This is a genomic window from Nocardia takedensis NBRC 100417, assembly GCF_000308695.1.
GTDB classification, from domain to species: domain Bacteria; phylum Actinomycetota; class Actinomycetes; order Mycobacteriales; family Mycobacteriaceae; genus Nocardia; species Nocardia takedensis.
On sequence record NZ_BAGG01000088.1, the window covers coordinates 95,546 to 113,241 of the forward strand.

Here is a 17,696-nt window from a genome sequence, read left to right on the forward strand (position 1 = left end):
CGTACTCATTCCGTACCGCCGGGCCGCCACAGGCCGACGAAGTAACCGACGCCGAAAGGCGCGGCGCGATAGCGGGTCCGCACCTCGGGGTCGGCGGCGAACAGACCGGCCGCGGCTTGATAGGCGGCGCGGCCGGAGATCCCCAGTTCCGCGCACAGCTTCGGGTCCAGCGCGAGCAGGCCCGCGCGATCGCCCGCGCTCAGCGCCCGATCCAGGGCCTGCTGCTGGGCTTCGGCGCGTTCGTCCAGGTAACCGGGCGACTTCAGGGTGAGTGTGGTGGCGCCGTCGGCGACCACCAGCACGCCCCTCGGTTCCGCGACGGCGTCGAGTTCGGCGCGCAATCGCTCCCCCACCGCCACGCAGCGTTCGACGGGGGTGTCGCGGGCCAGCACGCGCACCGACACGCTCGCCTCGGGCGCGTGTCGCGCCCGCAGGTTGCCCGCCAGCAGCGCGGGCAACGGCAGCAGCGGATCGGGGATGCCGCCCTCGGCCGCGGGCGACAGCGCCACCGTGACGTCGACGCCGTACCCCTTGAACGTCCCGATCGACTCCGGCCCCGACTCGGCGTCCTCGTCGCCCACGCCGAGCACCGTCCACCGCGCGCAGTGCGCGGCCAACTCCCCGACCGCCGCCGCGACCGCCGCCCGCAGCGTCGGGATCGGATCGTCGGGGTCGTCGGTCCCCGCACGCGCCGCGCCCGCCAGTTCGGGGACCAGGATCGGCGGCGACGGGATGAGGGCCGCAATGGAGAACACCTCACAAAGGTAGCCGCCGGCGGACCGGTCACCGCGACCGCAGGCCCCGCCGCCTGCCCTGTCCGGGGCATGTGCGGCGCGGTCGGCCCCGGGGGCGCGCTTCGAGTGTCTCTGCGTCAATTCGGGTCGAGATTGATAGTGTCGAGGTGCTACCACGCAGGTCACCACGGGTCGAGCGGCCCGCGAACGGCCGCTGGAAGCGACGACGATGGTCGCGAGCGCTCGGACCGGGTTGAATGGGACGAGCCAGGGCGTAAGCAGGCAGCCGTGACGCGCGGCAGGGACGGAGAGCGATGAGCGACAGCAACGGAACCGCGAAGGCCACCCCCGGCAACGCACCGCGACCGTCCGGCGTCCCGAAACCCGGCGGCGGCCCCACCCCGCATCCCAAGCCGCACGCGGTCAAGCCCGCACCCGGCCCCGCCCAGCAGCATCCGCACCCGGTGGTCGTGCCCACCGTCACCGACCCCAGCGCGTGGGGTCGCGTCGACGAGGACGGCACCGCCTGGGTCAAGACCGCCGAGGGCGAGCGGGTCGTGGGTTCCTGGCAGGCCGGTGACGCCGACGAGGGGCTGGCCCACTTCGGCCGCCGCTTCGACGACCTGGCCACCGAGGTCGCGCTGCTCGAGGCCAGACTCGCCGCGGGCGCGGACGCCCGCAAGACCAGGACGGCCGCGCTCGCGCTCGCCGAATCGCTGCCCACCGCCGCGGTCATCGGTGACATCGACGGCCTGGCACAACGTCTGCGGGTCATCACCGAACACTCCGAGGAGGCTGCCGCCCACGCCAAGGAGGAGAAGGAACGCGCCCGGCACGAGCACACCGAACGCAAGGAAGTGCTCTGCCTGGAGGCCGAGAAGATCGCCGCCGAATCCACCCAGTGGAAGGCGGCGGGCGACCGGTTGCGCGAGATCCTCGACGAGTGGAAATCCATCCGCGGGGTGGACCGCAAGGTCGACGACGCGCTGTGGAAGCGCTATTCCAAGGCCCGCGAGGCGTTCAACCGCCGTCGCGGCGCGCACTTCGCCGACCTGGATCGCGAACGCGCCGCCGCCAAGACCCGCAAAGAGGAACTGTGCGTGCGGGCCGAGGAACTGTCCGGCTCCACCGACTGGTCCGGCACCGCCGCGGTCTTCCGTGACCTGCTGACCGAGTGGAAGGCGGCCGGTCGCGCGCCGCGTGAGGCCGACGAAGCGCTGTGGCGGCGGTTCAAGAGCGCCCAGGACGTGTTCTTCGCCGCCCGCAACGCCGCGGCCTCCGAACGCGACGCCGAATTCGAGCACAACGCCACCGCCAAGGAAGAACTGCTGGCCGCCTACGACCACATCGATCCGGCCAACGGTCTGGACGCGGCCCGCAACGCGCTGCGCGAACTCCAGGATCGCTGGGACGCGGTCGGCAAGGTCCCGCGCGAGCGGATGCAGGAACTCGAGGGTCGCCTGCGCGCGATCGAGAAGCGGGTCCGCGACGCCGTCGACGCGCAGTGGCGGCGCTCCGATCCCGAGGCCATGGCGCGCGCGGCGCAGTTCCGCGAGAAGGTCGCCCAGTTCGAGGAGCAGGCCGCCAAGGCGCAGGCCGCGGGCAAGGCGCGCGACGCGGAGAAAGCGCTCGAGCAGGCCCGGCAGTGGCGCGAGTGGGCCGACGCCGCCGAGGGCGCGGTCAGCAATCTCTGAGATCCGCGGGTGGGCCGGGCCGATGTCGGACCGGCCCGCCGCTCACTGACCGGTGTAGCGGTCGCGGTCGTTCTTCTCGGCCTCGGCGGCGGCGATGCGACGCTGTTCCTCGGCTTCCAGGTGCACGGCGGTGCGACTCCACACCACGCGCACCCAGTGGAAGGTCAGCACCATGATCGCGACGGTGCCGATGATCAGGCCGATCCCCGGGCCCGTGCCGACGTAGTTGCCGAGGCCGGGGGTCTGACGGTGCCAGATCGAGAGCACGCCGAACACGCTCGCGACGGCCGACCCCGCGACGGCGATCCAGGCCAGCACCCAGCGTCGGGTCATCAGCGCCAGCAGCGAGAACCCGATGCCGAAGGTGATCACGAACCACACGAACACCCGCGAGGGCAGTCCGATGTGTTCGATCCGGCTCGCGTCGGTGTTGAGCAGCACGTCGAAGCCGCGCGCGGTGCCGGTGTGCGGCAGGACCAGCGACAGCAGCAGCACGAAGACCGCGACGGCGACGACCATGGCGCGCACACCCGGGTCGATCTCGCCGGCGATGCGCCGCTCGACCGCGTCGATCTCGTCGCGGAACTGCTCGAATTCGCCGTTGTTCGCCGAGCCGCCGCCTTCGGCGACGCCGCTGTTCCCGACCGAGTTCACTGCGCCCTCGTCTCCTTCTGATTCGCCGACCGCACCGGACCCGTCCACTGTGCCATCCGCGTCCCGCTCGGCGTCGGGCGACCCACTACGTCCGGTAGTACGGTCCGGCCGCGGATCACCGTCGCGCGCCCCGCCGGTTGTGCCCGGGTCCTCCGCGTCGGACGCGCCCATCGGTGCCCGACCTCAGCTTCCGCAGCCGGTGGCGCACCCCGACACGGCGACCGGTTGCGGCGCGGGCGCGCCGAGCCGCGGCAGCCCGAGACCGACACCGATCGGCGCGGTCTTCGGGGTGACGCCGCGTTCGTGGGCGTCACCCGCGCGGGTGCGTCGATGACTCTTGACGGAGGCGTCGGCGATCAGGTGGTGCGGCGCGGCCGCGGTGATGTCGACGGTGACGATGTCGCCCGGGCGGATCGCCTCGGCGGTCCCGCCGGGCCGGAAGTGCACCAGTCTGCCGTCGCGCGCGCGTCCGCTCATCCGCGCGGTGGCCGCGTTCTTCTTGCCCGCGCCGTCGGCGACCAGCAGTTCCACCTCGACGCCGACCAGCGCCTGATTCGCCTCCAGCGACATCTGCTCCTGCAAGGCGATCAGCCGGTCGTAGCGTTCCTGCACGACCGCCTTGGGCAGCTGATCGGCCATCTCGGCGGCGGGCGTGCCGGGCCGCTTGGAGTACTGGAAGGTGTAAGCGCTGGTGAAACGGGCGCGGCGGACCACGTCCAGCGTCTCCTGGAAATCCTCCTCGGTCTCGCCGGGGAAGCCGACGATGATGTCGGTGGTGATGGACGCGTGCGGCATGGCCTCGCGCACCTTCTCGATGATGCCGAGGAAGCGCTGCTTGCGATAGGAACGGCGCATCGACTTGAGCACCCGGTCGGACCCGGATTGCAACGGCATGTGCAGTTGCGGGCAGATGTTCGGGGTCTGCGCCATGGCCTCGATCACGTCGTCGGTGAATTCGGCCGGGTGCGGTGAGGTGAAGCGCACCCGCTCGAGTCCGTCGATGTCACCGCAGGCCCGCAGCAGTTTCGCGAAGGCGCTGCGGTCGCGCTCCTCGGTGGGATCGACGAAGTTGACGCCGTAGGAGTTGACGTTCTGCCCGAGCAGGGTGACCTCGAGCACGCCCTGCTCGACCAGCGCGCGCACCTCGGCGAGCACGTCGCCCGGACGGCGGTCGACCTCCTTGCCGCGCAGCGCGGGCACGATACAGAAGGTGCAGGTGTTGTTGCAGCCCACCGAGATCGACACCCAGCCCGCGTAGGCCGACTCGCGCTTGGCGGGCAGGGTGGACGGGAACGCCTCGAGCGATTCCAGGATCTCGACCTGCGCTTCGGCGTTGTGCCGGGCGCGTTCGAGCAGCACCGGCAGCGACCCGATGTTGTGGGTGCCGAAGACCACGTCGACCCACGGCGCCTTGCGCACGACCACGTCGCGGTCCTTCTGCGCCAGGCACCCGCCGACCGCGATCTGCATCCCCGGCCGACCGGCCTTGATCGGCGCGAGGTGGCCGAGGGTGCCGTAGAGCTTGTTGTCGGCGTTCTCCCGGACCGCGCAGGTGTTGAACACGACGAGATCGGCCGTCGCGCCCGGCGCGGCCTTGACATATCCCGCATCCTCGAGCAGGCCGGACAAGCGCTCGGAATCGTGCACGTTCATCTGGCAACCGAAGGTGCGGACTTCGTAACTGCGCGCTGGGCCATCTACGTCGAGCGGGGCGGGATGCAGCGCGGTCTGTCCGATCGAATCCACGGGTCCAGGGTACGGGGGTCCGAATCGGCTCCGACGAGCGCATCCGTGCAGGCTCCGGGCTCGCGCGGGGAATTCCGAGGGTGAACCACGAGGTTACGGCGGCATGACGAATCGGCGCGGCGGTTCGGCGTGTCATGGAAAGCGGGGCAAAACGCTGTTTTCCGCTTAAGGTCAGTGACCATGACCGACGCCGATGCAGCGCCCGCCACGACCGGGAAAGCAACGTCCGGGACTTCGGACGCTACAACGAAAAACTCCGGCGACGCGCCGCCCATGATCTCGATACGCAAGGTGGACAAGCACTTCGGCGATCTGCATGTGCTGCGCGATGTCAACCTCGAAGTACCGCGCGGACAGGTGGTCATCGTGCTCGGACCCTCCGGTTCGGGCAAGTCGACCCTGTGCCGCACCATCAACCGACTCGAACCGATCGACTCCGGCGACATCGCCATCGACGGCGTACCGCTGCCCGCCGAGGGCAAGGGCCTGGCCGCCCTGCGCGCCGACGTCGGCATGGTCTTCCAGTCGTTCAACCTCTTCGCCCACAAGAGCATCGTCGAGAACGTGATGCTCGCCCCGATCAAGGTCCGCAAGATCAAGAAGGACGCCGCCCGCACCCGTGCGATGGAACTGTTGGAACGGGTCGGCATCGCCAACCAGGCCGACAAGTACCCCGCGCAACTGTCCGGCGGACAGCAGCAGCGCGTGGCGATCGCCCGCGCGCTGGCGATGAGCCCGAAGGTGATGCTGTTCGACGAACCGACCTCGGCCCTTGACCCGGAAATGGTCAACGAGGTGCTCGAAGTCATGGTCTCCCTCGCCAAAGAAGGCATGACCATGCTGGTCGTCACCCACGAGATGGGCTTCGCGCGCCGCGCGGGCGACCGCGTCCTGTTCATGGCCGACGGCCAGGTCGTCGAGGACACCGACCCCGAAACCTTCTTCACCGCACCGAAATCCGATCGCGCCAAGGACTTCCTCGGCAAGATCCTGAGCCACTGACCGACCGGGCCACCGACCGATCAGCCACCGAACCGGGCGGCCCCACAACCGCACTCGAATCCTACCGCGACCGTCCGCACCGACGGAACGCCCGCGGCACAGCAGCACAGCAGAGGAGTCAGAACAGATGAGGATCACTCACGCACTGCGTCTCGGTGTCGGGGCCATCGCCCTGGCGCTCACCGTCACCGCCTGTGGCGGCGGCGGCGACAAGGCCGCCCTCGACAACGCCCAGGACGGCAAGCTCACCATCGGTATCAAGTTCGATCAGCCGGGCCTGGGTCTGCGCACCAAGGACGGCACCTACAGCGGCTTCGACGTCGAGGTCGCCAAGTACGTCGCCAACAAGCTCGGCGTCTCCCCGGACGGGCTCACCTTCAAAGAGGCCCCCTCCGCCCAGCGCGAGACGCTGATCGAGAACGGCCAGGTCGACCTGGTCGTGGCCACCTACTCGATCAACGACAAGCGCAAGGAAAAGGTCGACTTCGCGGGCCCCTACTACATCGCGGGCCAGTCGCTGCTGGTCAAGGCCGACAACACCGACATCACCGGTCCCGATTCGCTCAAGGGCAAGACCGTGTGCTCGGTGAAGGGCTCCACCCCGGCGCAGAACATCGAGAAGTCCTACCCGGGCACCCAGTTGCAGACCTACGACACCTACTCGCTGTGCCTGGAGAGCCTGGCCAGCGGCGCGGTCGCCGCCGTCACCACCGACGACATCATCCTGGCCGGCTATGCCTCGCAGTCGCCGGGCCAGTACAAGGTCGTCGGCAAGCCGTTCACGGTCGAGAACTACGGCATCGGCCTGAAGAAGGGCGACAAGGAACTGCGCGACAAGGTCAACGACGCGATCACGGCCATGTTCGCCGACGGCTCCTGGGACAAGGCGTTCCAGGATTCGGTGGGCAAGGCCGCCAGCTACCCCACCCCGGCCGCGCCGACGGTCAACCGCTACTGATTCCGAGTCGCGAGGTCGGGCGGGCCTTCCCGCACCGCCCGACCTCGGCTCGTCCGAGCCACCCCCCATCCCGATCGGAGGCGCGCACTCGCCGTGTTTGACCTGATCTCACGCTACGACAGTCAACTGCTCGACGCCTTCTGGGTGACGATCAAGCTGACGGTATTCTCCGCCATCGGCGCCCTCGTGCTCGGCACGATCGTCGCCGGGATGCGAGTATCGCCGGTTCCGGTCGCCCGCTGGGTCGGCACCGCTTATGTCACGATCTTCCGCAACACCCCGCTGACCCTGATCCTGGTGTTCTGCTCGATCGGACTCTACTCCACCCTGCGGTTCAAGCTCGCGGCCGACGGCCCCGATTCGTTGGCCGACAACAACTTCCGCTGGGCCGTGGTCGGCCTGAGCGTCTACACCGCGGCCTTCGTCTGCGAATCGCTGCGCGCGGGCATCAACACCGTCTCCCTCGGCCAGTCCGAGGCGGGCCGCTCGCTGGGCCTGACCTTCATCCAGAACCTGCGCCTGATCGTGCTGCCGCAGGCATTCCGCTCGGTGGTCGCCCCGCTGGGCAGCGTGTTGATCGCCCTGACCAAGAATTCGACGGTGGCCTCGGCCATCAGTGTCGCCGAAGCCTCGTTCCTGATGTCGGAAATGATCGAATCCGAGGCCGCCCTGGTCTCGATCGGCGCGATCTTCATGATCGGCTTCGTCGTGCTGACCCTGCCGATGGGCCTGCTGTTCGGCTACCTCGCCCAACGATTGGAAGTCGCCCGATGAGCGCCCAACCCTCGGTCCTGTTCGACGCGCCCGGCCCCAAAGCGCGCATCCGCAACACCGTCTACTCGCTGATCGTCGTCGTCGCCGTGGTCGCGGCCCTGTGGGTCGTCTATCGCGGCTTCGACAACCAGGGACAGTTCGACGCCGCGAAGTGGGAACCGTTCCTCGACCTGGACGTCTGGACCACCTACCTGCTGCCCGGTCTGCAAGGCACGATCACCGCCGCGGTGCTGTCCATCGTGCTGGCGCTGATCTTCGGCATGATCTTCGGCGTCGCGCGCCTCTCCGAACACCGCGCGGTGCGATGGGGTGCGGGCACCGTGGTCGAGGTCGCCCGCTCGATCCCCGTGCTGATCCTGATGATCTTCCTGTTCGCGCTGTATTCCGAATACGACCTGTTCGACTCGGAATACCTGGCGCTGGCCGCCGTGGTCACCGCGCTGACCATCTACAACGCCTCGGTCATCGCCGAGATCGTCCGCGCGGGCATCCGCTCGCTGCCCAAAGGACAGACCGAGGCCGCGGTGGCGCTGGGCATGCGCAAAGGCCAGCTCATGCGGTTGGTACTGCTGCCGCAGGCGATCACCGCGATGCTGCCCGCGCTGATCTCGCAGATGGTGGTGGCGCTGAAGGATTCGGCGCTGGGTTACGTCATCACCTACGAGGAGGTCGTGCGCAACGGCCTGCAACTGGGCGCCGCCGAACAGAACACGATCCCCACCCTGATCGTGGTCGCGATCCTGATGATCGCCCTCAACAGCGCGCTGACCTGGGTGGCGACCGCCGTGGAACGCCGCCTGCGCACCGGCCGACGCGCGGGACGCGGCGCGACGGTGCTGGCCCCGGATTCGGTGATCACCGACGCCACCCCGGGCATGGACATCACCAAGAAATGAGCATCCCGGAGGCGGAGTTCGAGCGGTTCCTGGCGGGCACGGGCCCCCGGGCCGAGGAACTGCGGGCGCTGGACGCGGTGATCCGCTCCAGCGCACCGGGTTTCGAGCCGGTCCTGTTCGACGGGTCGGGCCCGACCATGCTCGCCTACGGCTTGCTGCCCTACCGAAGCAAGAGTGCCAAGGAGACCACCCGGTGGCCGGTGGTCTCCTTGGCTCCGCGCAAGAACTACGTCTCGCTGTACCTGGCCGCGATCGTCGACGGACAGTACGTCGCCGAAACCCACGCCGACCGTCTCGGCAAGGTCGACTGCGGGAAATCCTGCATCCGCTTCAAGAAGCTGAGCGATCTGAACCTCGACACGCTGCGCGAGATCCTCGCCGATCTCGACCGACGCCGCACCGCGGGCGAACGCCTCTACGGCGAACCCGAGCGGTGACAGGTCGATCCAGCCGAAGTCGCCCGGCCTCGCCGGCCATCGACAGCCGTCGTAGCGGCCCCGTGGCCACCGCTCGACCGATACCGGAATTCCCGCTGGCGGAGCGCGCCGAGAGCCCCGCCGCGCGGGCTCATCCGAACAGCACGCCGGACTCCTCAGATCTCGCCCGAACGCTCCGACTCATGCTGTGCCAATTCGGCTTTCACGACGGCGTAGGCCGTACCGTGGCCGTAGCCGCGACGGGCGAGCATGCCGACCAAGCGGCCCATGACCTTCTCGCGATCCACGTCGTGGGGAATGGTGCGCAGTTTGCGGCGGACCAATTCGGCGGCGCGATCGGTCTCGTCCTCGCCGGAGATGGCGGACAGGGCCGCGTCGGCGTCGGCCGCCGCCACGCCCTTGCGGCGCAGTTCCTGGGCGAGAGCCTGTTTTCCCTTGCCGGAGTAGGTGTGCCGGGAGCGCACCCACTCTTCGGCGAAAGCGGCGTCATCGATCAGACCCACCTCGGCGAGGCGGGTCAGCGCGCTCTCGGTGACCTCGTCGGTGTAGCCCTTGTCCGCGAGCCGCCCCGCCAGTTCGGCGCGACTGCGGGCGCGGACGGCCAACAGACGCAGGCACGCTTCCTTCGCCTGTTCCACGGTGCCGCCCTGCGGCGTGCGCCGGGCGCCGCGCTCGGATCCGGCCGCCACCGGATCCGAGTCGCGGGCCGGCGCGTCCACCTCATCGGGCGACGAGTCCGCCCCGAATCGCGCACGGCGACCACCTCGGGATCGCCCGCTTCGGGATGCGGCCCCGGTCGAGCGCGCCCGCTGCGGATCGGGTGCGCTCGACCGGGTGCCGGGGATGTCCGCATCGGCCGAACCACCTTCGGCCGACCGGACGGGTCGGGTGGCCCCGCGCTCACGGCGGGGCGGCGCCTGCTCGGGAATGTCGACACCGAGTTCGACCAGGCGGCGGCGCATCCGCGCCACCGGGTCGGCCTCGGCGGACTCCGATCCGAGATCCGCCGAGCCCCGGCCCGGACGCGAGGACGCCGCGCTCATCGGCTCAGAAATCCGCCGGGGCCTCGGCGGCCGCGTCGGCGGTGACATCGGCGCCGATGCCGAGCTTCTCCTTGATCTTCTTCTCGATCTCGTCGCGGATATCGGTGTTGTCGAGCAGGAACTTGCGGGCGTTCTCCTTGCCCTGGCCCAGCTGATCGCCCTCGTAGGTGTACCAGGAGCCGGACTTGCGGATGAAGCCGTGCTCGACGCCCATATCGATGAGCGAGCCCTCCTTGGAGATGCCCTGGCCGTAGAGGATGTCGAACTCGGCCTGCTTGAACGGCGGCGAGACCTTGTTCTTGACCACCTTGACGCGGGTGCGGTTGCCGACCGCGTCGGTGCCGTCCTTGAGGGTTTCGATACGGCGCACGTCCAGGCGCACCGAGGCGTAGAACTTCAGCGCCTTGCCGCCGGTCGTGGTCTCCGGGGAGCCGAACATGACGCCGATCTTCTCGCGCAACTGATTGATGAAGATCGCGGTGGTGCCGGAGTTGTTCAGCGCGCCGGTCATCTTGCGCAGGGCCTGGCTCATCAGGCGGGCCTGCAGGCCGACGTGGCTGTCGCCCATCTCGCCCTCGATCTCGGCGCGCGGCACGAGCGCGGCCACAGAGTCGATGACGATGATGTCGATCGCGCCGGAACGCACCAGCATGTCGGCGATCTCGAGGGCCTGCTCACCGGTGTCGGGCTGGGAGACCAGCAGGGCGTCGGTGTCGACGCCGAGCTTGCGCGCGTAATCGGGATCGAGGGCGTGCTCGGCGTCGATGAAGGCGGCGACACCGCCCGCGGCCTGCGCGTTGGCGACGGCGTGCAGGGCGACGGTGGTCTTACCCGAGGATTCCGGGCCGTAGACCTCGACGATGCGGCCGCGGGGAAGACCGCCGATGCCGAGGGCGACGTCCAAGGCGATGGAACCGGTCGGGATCACCGAGATCGGCGGGCGCACATCTTCGCCGAGACGCATCACCGCGCCCTTGCCGAAGCTCTTCTCGACCTGGGCCAGCGCCAGTTCGAGCGCCTTGTCGCGGTCGTACGCCTGTGGTGCCATGTCCTTGATCCCCTTTTCGCCGGGTGAAGTCTCATTCTCTGGTTGCGCCCACCCTAGAGGGCGGCACCGACAAGTTCCGGCGCCCAGCTTAAACGAACAGATGTTCGAGTCAAGCGACGCGCTCAGAACAATTCGTCCAGGACGCGGTAGTAGGCCAGACGCTCGGGGTCGGGTTCCGGTTCGCCGTAGGCGGCGAAGAACGCGGCCACCGCGGCGGGCCCCGCGGTGGCCCGCAGGTCGCGGTCGGCCAAGGCCAGATCGCGGTACCGATCGGCCACCCCCAGCGCGCCCACGTCCAGGACGATCCCGCTCGTGAGCACGTTGGCCGGCGTGAAATCGCCGTGGCAGACCACCGGATCCGCTTCGGCGGGCCGCGCGGCGTACAGGTGTTCGAGCAGGTCGCGCGGGGTGCGTCCGAGATTGTCGGCGTCGAAGTCCGCGGCGTCGACCAATCCCTCGACCACCTGACGGCGGGCCCGCGCCAGAGTCACGTCGAGCCCCCCGTCGAACGGGCATTCCGCTACCGGCAGGTCGTGCAGGCGGCGCAGCACCTCGCCCAGCAACGCGCCGGTCTCGGGAGTCGGCGCGTGCGCGGTGCTGGGCGCGCCCGCGTCGGCCAGCACCAGCACGTCGGACTCGAACACCGCGATCTCCGGCACCGGCACCGCGCGGTCCCCCAGCCAGCGCAGTCGCTCGTATTCGGCGACGGCGTGCGGACCGCGTTTGAGCCAGTAACGGTCACCTACGCGCAGCACGCCGCCGCCGCGCCCTTCGTGACCGTCGGCGCGGATCGGCGCGTCACCGAGCAGGGCGGCGACCATCGGCGGCCACGGGATCGGTAACCGTGCCAGCGTCAGCAGCGTGACGCGCGTGGCCTCGATCGATTCCGGGTCGCCCTCGGCGACCCGCAGCCGCAACGCCTCGCCCAGAACGGTGCGCGCTCGTTCCGATTCGCCCTGTTCGCCCAACGCCCGGCCCAGGTGGGCCAGCGCGAACGACAGCGTCTCGGGCGCGACGGCACGCGCCGCGGCCACCGCCCGGTCGTGCAGCAGGATCGCGGTACGACCGTCGCCGCGGTAGCGGTACACATCGGCCAGATCGATCCACAGGGTGATCCGCCGGGCCTCGGTGTCGACCAGTTCCAGCGCGCGGTCCAAGTGATCGAGGGCCTCGTCGTAGCGACCCAGCAGCATGCACTCGACGCCGGTGCGGCGATGCCCGGCGACGTCGTCGGGGGCGGCCGCGGCCACCCGCGCCGCCAGCGACTCCGGATCGAGCGGGATCATCCGCCGCCGCTCGTCGAAGCGATACGACTCCGGCGGCGGCGAATCCTCCGACCCCGGCACGCTCACCAGCGGGTTCGCGGGACGTCGAATTCGGCGCACAGCGCCCGCCACACCTCACGCGGGTCCACGCCGCCCTCGATCGCCTGCGAGCCGGTACGGCCCAGCGAGGGGATCACGTGATCGTTGAGCAGGGCGTCACCGCGCGCCACACCGAATTCGGTGTGCATCAGTTCCTGGAACTCGGTCAACCGCACCGTGTTCAAGATACTCGCGTGCGGTGACGCGCCGGTCACCCGGCGTCGGCCACCGCGGCGACCGAACGGCACAACCGCACGGGGTCGGCCACCTTCGCCGCGCTCAGCGACGCCTCCCTGGCCGCCGCGCCGTAGCCGGGCTCGTCGAGAATCGCGCGCACCGCCGCGCGCACCGCTTCGACCGTCAGCGGCCGGATCAGGATCGAACCGCCCTGCCGGACGGCGCGATTGGCCAGTTCCCACTGGTCGCCCCCGCCGGGGACGGTGACGATCGGCACGCCCGCGAGCAGGGATTTGGCCAGCAGGCCGTGTCCACCGCCGCCGATGACCGCGGCGGCGTGGGTGAGCAGTTCGTCCTGGCGGCCGAGGCCGGCGCGCGCCCACGGCGGCAGATCGGCGGGCGGGGTGTCGAGCATCGAGATCGCGACCCGCACGCCCGCGCCGTCCAACGCCTCGAGCACCGTCTCGACCATGCCCGCCACGCCGGTGTGCGCGGTGGAGGGGGCGACCACGATCAGCGGGTCCTCGCCCGGCGGCGGCGTCAGCAAGCGATCGGTGGGCTCCCACAGCAGCGGCCCGATGACGTGGGCGTCCTCGGGCCAGTCCGGGCGCGGCACCTCGAGCGCGGGCAGGGTCGCGATCAGCCGCAGGTCGGGGCCGGGATCGGCGGCGGGCAGACCGATGCCCGCCCTGGCCTGTTCGCGCTGGCGCTGCCCGTTGCGGATGGCGCGCGCGGTCATCGTGCGCAGCATCGCGTCGCGCATCCGACCGCGCACACCCTCGCCCACCGCGAGGCCGCTCCCGATGGGCGGCAACGCCTTCGACGGCAGATACAGCGGATGCGGGGACAGTTCCACCCACGGCACGCCCAACCGTTCGGCCGCCATGCCGCCGCCCGCGGTGAGCACGTCGGAGACGACGAGTTCGGGCAGCATCGCGCTCAGGTCGGGCAGGATCTCGGTCGAGATGTGCGCGGCGCGTTCGTGAATGCGCTGTCCTGCGTCGGCGTCGTCGTCGACCGCGCGCGGGGCCAACCCCTTGAGTCGGCGCACGGCGATGCCCGCGTCCTTGGCGGCGTCGAACCACCGCGGTCCGGTGAACAGCACCGGTTCGTCACCGGCCGCCAGGAACCGCTCGCACAGCGCCAACGCCGGGAACGCATGCCCGGGATCGGGTCCGGCTACAACGGCTACACGCATTCGCCCAGCCTGCCACACCGTCTCGGCGGACGGGCGCGGCGTTCACCGCCGCGTCATCGCCGCGCCACCGTCGGGGTCGGACGGTCGGCCATGCTGGTCGGCGAGACCAGGGCGACCCCGAGGAGGACCGATGACGATCGCGAGCGTGGACGAGTTGATGGACCTGCTGCGCGCCTGCGCCGGAGTCTGGGACCGCACCGATCGCGCGGGCGATCCGGTCGACATCCTCGATCACGACCGCCAGTGCGCGCAGTTGCTGCGCCGATGGCATCCCGAGGACGAAGAACTCCAGGTCGCGGGGCTACTGCACGATATCGGCCACCACCTGCGCCCCGGCGACGACGCGGGCCACGGCAGGCACGGCGCCGAGGCGGTGCGCGGCCTGCTCGGCGAGCGGGTCGCGCGCCTGGTGGAACTGCACGTGCCCGCCAAGCGCTATCTGGTCGCCACCGACGCCGAGCACGCGGCGACCCTCTCGGCGGCCAGCAGGCAGACCCTGCTGAGTCAGGGCGGTGCGATGGACGCGGCCGAGATCGCCGCCTTCCGCGCCGATCCCGATCACGCGGCCGCGATCACGCTGCGCAAGGCCGACGACGCGGGCAAGGTCGTCGGCCTCGAGGTCGAACCGGTGGAACACTGGCGACCTGTTCTGGAACGGGTCGCCGCGGCGGCGGCCTCGACGGTGTCGGTGACGTCGACCGCGTGGGTGGCGACCGGGCCGACCACCGCGACATACCGCGCGGTCCACGGCGGCAGATCGGCCAGGTCGGGGAAGATCCACTCGTTGCCCGCGTCGGAGACCGCGTCCAAGCCGCTGCGGCCGACCGCCCGGTGATCGGCGCCGCGGCTACAGCTTGCCGACGGTGGAACTGTCCGAGCCCGCGACGGCCTTGTAGAGCAGATACAGTCCGAACACCACCGCGCCGATCATCAGGATGGGGAACAGTCCCTCGAGCAGCGCACCGATGACGGCGAACACGATCCACACGATCGCGACCACACCGATGATCTTCCACAGCATTTCGGCCTCCTGGCGTCTCCGAGGAACCGCCGTCCGGCGATCCGACGATTCCATGCTGGCAGTCCGCGCGGCGGAAATCACCAGCTCAGCGGCGATATCGGGGTGCAAATCAGGGTTCACCCCCAGCCGGACCCGGTCAAGCCCCTTTGACCATTCCGCCCGGTCCCCCATCGGGTTACCACGTGGTAGCGGGCCATTCACCAGGCGTTGTCGACGGTTCGGATCGTCGTGTCGCTCCAGCGAATTCGAGCGAATCCGGGAAACGGTTGCCGCAGATCCGCTGTTGCTGTCAGGATGATCATCGGCGGACATGATCTTCCTCCGCCGAATCGCCATCATCGCTTTGCCGACACTCAGGAATCCCGTGAACTACCCGCAGCTCGGGGCGGTTCGGTGCACCGTGCGATCTCACGGATATCGGTCGAGAAACAATGAAACCGACCCGTGGGTTCGAATTGTTGCGCGCACCATACTGCCGCTGATCTACGCACACCTATTACGCTGCGCCGGTGGCAGTACCGGCGGCCCCGCGTGACCGCTCCCGCGGCGACTCCGTTCGCCCCGAGCAGAGCGCGAACGCCCGTGCACGAGGCGGCGCGAGCCGTCGCCGTGCACACCCAGCGAATCCCGAGTACTGCCGTCGCACACCGCGACTCGGATTCGCCGCTCCACCCGCTTCCGGAATGTCGACCGCATGCCGTGGACAAAAGAGCCACCCGATAGCCGGGACCGGTTCTCGTGACCCAGCATCCGGCAGGACATTCCGGCCCCCATCGATTAGCCAGCCGTACACCATAAGATTGCCGACCCGTCGAATCCATGCGCGGACGGTCCCCGACGGTGAGCTGCGCGGCGTCGGCTATGAGTCGTCGCGAGCGCAGCCCTCCCCGCGCGCTCGGCGACGCGACGCCGCGATTCGACGAAAGTGGGAGTCAGCGCCCCGGAAAGCCCCGGGGCGGTTCACCGGTCGCGATCACCGTGCGGTCCGCGATCTCGGTGAGCGCCTGCGCCCACCCGTCGAGCCGGTCGGCCGCATGCCGCAGATCCGCCACGATGGTGTCGAATCGGTAGGCCACCACGGAATTCTCGGGCACCGCCAGAATCGTGCTCGCCGCCGAGACCACCTGCTCGTATTCGATGATGCCCGAATTCAACCGATCCAGCGCGAAGCGCATATTGACCGAGACGGCCTCCCCCGCCGCCGGATTCCCCCGGCCGATGACCGCGAGCGCGCGTTCCATCTGCACCACGTCGGCGGCCAGCGCGTGCAGGGCCGCGGCACCGGAATTCGCCGTCTCGATCATCTCCACCAGTTCCTCGCGCGGCACCCGCTGCGAGGCGCCCAGATGCGCGATCAGACCGTGCAGGGTGCGTTCGGCGCGCACCAGGCGCGCGATCGGGGCACGAGCCACCGATCGCAGCGGCGGCTGCTTACGGGGTAGGAAACCGGGCTGCGGCAACGGTTTACCGCGCAAGCGCAGATAGCGTCGGGCGCTGAGCGCCGTCCCCGTGACCAACGCGACCGCGCCGCCACCGATGACCACCACCGCCCACACCGGGGCCGAGATCACCACCAGCCCGACGGCGCCCGCCGTGGTCAGGCCGGACACCGTGCCCAACTGGTAGCTGCGGCGGCGCGCCCGGCGGCGCCTGCGCAGTTCCCGCTCACGCGGGTCGGCCCACTTCCGGACGGCGACCAACGCGGTCTCGCCCGCGTCGCGCAGCGTCTCGGGCAGATTGGACGCGGGCGGCGCGAAAGGATGGGGGTAGGCCACCGGCACACCGGGGGAAGACTTCCGACTCACTTGCCCGCCCCCTTCGAAACGACCACCGACATCCGCCGACCGGCGGGAATTCGCTCGCTCATGACCGCAGCACCTCACTCGGTTCCATCATGACCGATTCTCACCCGTCGCGTCGGCACCGTTTTCTCACCGCGCACCGCTACTGCTGCGCGGTCTGTCCTTTGTTCATCTGCGGCTGCGCCGGATCGGCCTGCGGCGCGGCCGGATTGATCGCGGTCTGCCCCGCGGCGCCGCCCGCGGGCAGCGAATCGCCGCGCATCGAGGCGCGGATCTGCTCGAGTTTGCTGTGGCCCGCCATCTGGATGCTGGCCTGCTGGACCTCGACCATGCGGCCCTGCACCGAGTTCTGCGCCAGTTCGGCGGCGCCGAGCGCGTTGGCGTAGCGGCGCTCGATCTTCTCGCGCACGGCGTCCAGGCTCGGCGTGGTGCCCGGCGCGGACAGCGTGGAGTCCATCTGCTGCAACGAGGCCGACACCTGCTCCTGCATCTTGGCCTGCTCGAGCTGGCTGAGCAGCTTGGTGCGCTCGGCGACCTTCTGCTGCAACAGCATGGCGTTCTGCTCGACCGCCTTCTTGGCCTGCGCCGCCGCCTGTAGCGACTGGTCGTGCAGGACCTTCAGATCCTCCACCGACTGCTCGGCGGTGACCAGTTGGGCGGCGAAGGCCTCGGCCGCGTTGGTGTACTGGATCGCCTTCTCGGTGTCGCCCGCCGCACTGGCTTGATCGGCGAGCAGAACGGCCTGCCGCGCGTTGGCGTTGAGCTTCTCGACCTCGTCGAGCTGCCGGTTCAACTTCATCTCCAGCTGACGCTGGTTGCCGATGACCGACGCGGCCTGCTGCGAGAGGGCCTGGTGCTGGCGCTGAGCTTCCTCGATAGCCTGCTGAATCTGCACCTTCGGATCCGCGTGCTCCTCGATCTTGGAGTCGAAGAGGGCCATCAGGTACTTCCAGGCCTTGACGAACGGATTAGCCATCGATTGATCCCGCCTCCATCTGATGCACCGCTTCGCGCGGTGCCGGTGCGCGACCGTCACGCACCGGCTGTGTGCCTATCCTCCACCATCCGGCACTCGGACCGGCCGAACCCGGTCCGATCGACGCCTAGTAGAGAATCTATCCGGTTTCCCGACCGGACCGCAGCCCCGC

At 69.8% G+C, this 17,696-nt stretch carries 18 protein-coding genes; 7 read left to right on the forward strand and 11 right to left on the reverse strand.

The features are described from left to right. Positions 1 to 5: 5 nt before the first annotated feature. Complete coding sequence (locus tag ON30_RS17950; protein WP_040708585.1) at positions 6 to 755, reverse strand: class III extradiol ring-cleavage dioxygenase family protein; 750 nt, start codon at positions 753 to 755, stop codon at positions 6 to 8. Between the two features lie 293 nt (positions 756 to 1,048). On the opposite strand from ON30_RS17950, the gene ON30_RS17955 reads away from it, so the two are divergent. Next, positions 1,049 to 2,428: a DUF349 domain-containing protein gene (locus ON30_RS17955; RefSeq protein ID WP_040708586.1), complete on the forward strand. Its 1,380-nt coding sequence runs from the start codon at positions 1,049 to 1,051 to the stop codon at positions 2,426 to 2,428. 42 nt (positions 2,429 to 2,470) lie between these two features. Here the strand turns inward: ON30_RS17955 and ON30_RS17960 are convergent, their stop codons facing one another. Further along, complete coding sequence (locus ON30_RS17960; protein WP_051029484.1) at positions 2,471 to 3,082, reverse strand: Rv2732c family membrane protein; 612 nt, start codon at positions 3,080 to 3,082, stop codon at positions 2,471 to 2,473. 183 nt (positions 3,083 to 3,265) lie between these two features. Continuing rightward, a complete protein-coding gene (gene miaB / locus ON30_RS17965) occupies positions 3,266 to 4,828 on the reverse strand; it encodes a tRNA (N6-isopentenyl adenosine(37)-C2)-methylthiotransferase MiaB (protein ID WP_051029485.1) in 1,563 nt (520 codons plus the stop codon). Between the two features lie 273 nt (positions 4,829 to 5,101). Between miaB and ON30_RS17970 the strand changes: the two genes are divergently transcribed. The 5 genes from ON30_RS17970 (at position 5,102) to ON30_RS17990 (ending at position 8,895) form a co-directional block, all read left to right on the forward strand. Further along, complete coding sequence (locus ON30_RS17970) at positions 5,102 to 5,830, forward strand: amino acid ABC transporter ATP-binding protein (RefSeq protein ID WP_040708588.1); 729 nt, start codon at positions 5,102 to 5,104, stop codon at positions 5,828 to 5,830. A gap of 127 nt (positions 5,831 to 5,957) precedes the next feature. Beyond that, positions 5,958 to 6,788, forward strand: a complete 831-nt coding sequence (locus tag ON30_RS17975; RefSeq protein WP_040708589.1) for a glutamate ABC transporter substrate-binding protein — start codon at positions 5,958 to 5,960, stop codon at positions 6,786 to 6,788. Positions 6,789 to 6,881: 93 nt separating this feature from the next. After that, entirely contained in the window at positions 6,882 to 7,562 is a 681-nt protein-coding gene (locus ON30_RS17980; protein WP_040708590.1) for an amino acid ABC transporter permease, read from the forward strand. Continuing rightward, a complete protein-coding gene (locus tag ON30_RS17985; RefSeq protein ID WP_040708591.1) occupies positions 7,559 to 8,458 on the forward strand; it encodes an amino acid ABC transporter permease in 900 nt (299 codons plus the stop codon). Before ON30_RS17980 ends, ON30_RS17985 begins: the two co-directional genes overlap by 4 nt. After that, positions 8,455 to 8,895, forward strand: coding sequence for a DUF1801 domain-containing protein (locus ON30_RS17990; RefSeq protein ID WP_051029486.1), 441 nt, complete (start codon positions 8,455 to 8,457; stop codon positions 8,893 to 8,895). The genes ON30_RS17985 and ON30_RS17990 overlap by 4 nt, the downstream gene beginning before the upstream one ends. 155 nt (positions 8,896 to 9,050) lie before the next feature. Here ON30_RS17990 and recX read toward each other — a convergent pair whose 3' ends face one another. From recX to ON30_RS18015, 5 genes are all read right to left on the reverse strand, one after another. Continuing rightward, a complete protein-coding gene (gene recX, locus ON30_RS17995) occupies positions 9,051 to 9,584 on the reverse strand; it encodes a recombination regulator RecX (RefSeq protein ID WP_040708649.1) in 534 nt (177 codons plus the stop codon). Positions 9,585 to 9,942: 358 nt separating this feature from the next. Beyond that, entirely contained in the window at positions 9,943 to 10,986 is a 1,044-nt protein-coding gene (recA, locus tag ON30_RS18000; protein ID WP_040708592.1) for a recombinase RecA, read from the reverse strand. 122 nt (positions 10,987 to 11,108) lie between these two features. Further along, positions 11,109 to 12,371, reverse strand: coding sequence for a phosphotransferase (locus tag ON30_RS18005; protein WP_245554100.1), 1,263 nt, complete (start codon positions 12,369 to 12,371; stop codon positions 11,109 to 11,111). Next, positions 12,335 to 12,526 (reverse strand): DUF3046 domain-containing protein, encoded by a 192-nt coding sequence (locus tag ON30_RS18010; protein ID WP_040708651.1) that lies wholly within the window; start codon positions 12,524 to 12,526, stop codon positions 12,335 to 12,337. The genes ON30_RS18005 and ON30_RS18010 overlap by 37 nt, the downstream gene beginning before the upstream one ends. 35 nt (positions 12,527 to 12,561) lie before the next feature. Then, a complete protein-coding gene (locus tag ON30_RS18015) occupies positions 12,562 to 13,725 on the reverse strand; it encodes a glycosyltransferase (protein ID WP_040708593.1) in 1,164 nt (387 codons plus the stop codon). Positions 13,726 to 13,855: 130 nt separating this feature from the next. Here ON30_RS18015 and ON30_RS42290 point away from each other — a divergent pair, with 130 nt between their 5' ends. Next, positions 13,856 to 14,560, forward strand: coding sequence for an HD domain-containing protein (locus ON30_RS42290; protein WP_083911481.1), 705 nt, complete (start codon positions 13,856 to 13,858; stop codon positions 14,558 to 14,560). Between the two features lie 12 nt (positions 14,561 to 14,572). Here the strand turns inward: ON30_RS42290 and ON30_RS39240 are convergent, their stop codons facing one another. The 3 genes from ON30_RS39240 to ON30_RS18035 all read right to left on the reverse strand — a co-directional run bounded on the left by ON30_RS39240 (position 14,573) and on the right by ON30_RS18035 (position 17,524). Continuing rightward, positions 14,573 to 15,058, reverse strand: a complete 486-nt coding sequence (locus ON30_RS39240; protein WP_157183766.1) for a TerC family protein — start codon at positions 15,056 to 15,058, stop codon at positions 14,573 to 14,575. A 620-nt stretch (positions 15,059 to 15,678) separates the two neighbouring features. Next, on the reverse strand, positions 15,679 to 16,551 hold the full coding sequence (gene pspM, locus ON30_RS18030; RefSeq protein WP_051029487.1) for a phage shock envelope stress response protein PspM: 873 nt from the start codon (positions 16,549 to 16,551) through the stop codon (positions 15,679 to 15,681). Between the two features lie 139 nt (positions 16,552 to 16,690). Beyond that, entirely contained in the window at positions 16,691 to 17,524 is an 834-nt protein-coding gene (locus tag ON30_RS18035) for a PspA/IM30 family protein (RefSeq protein WP_040708595.1), read from the reverse strand. Positions 17,525 to 17,696: the final 172 nt, after the last annotated feature.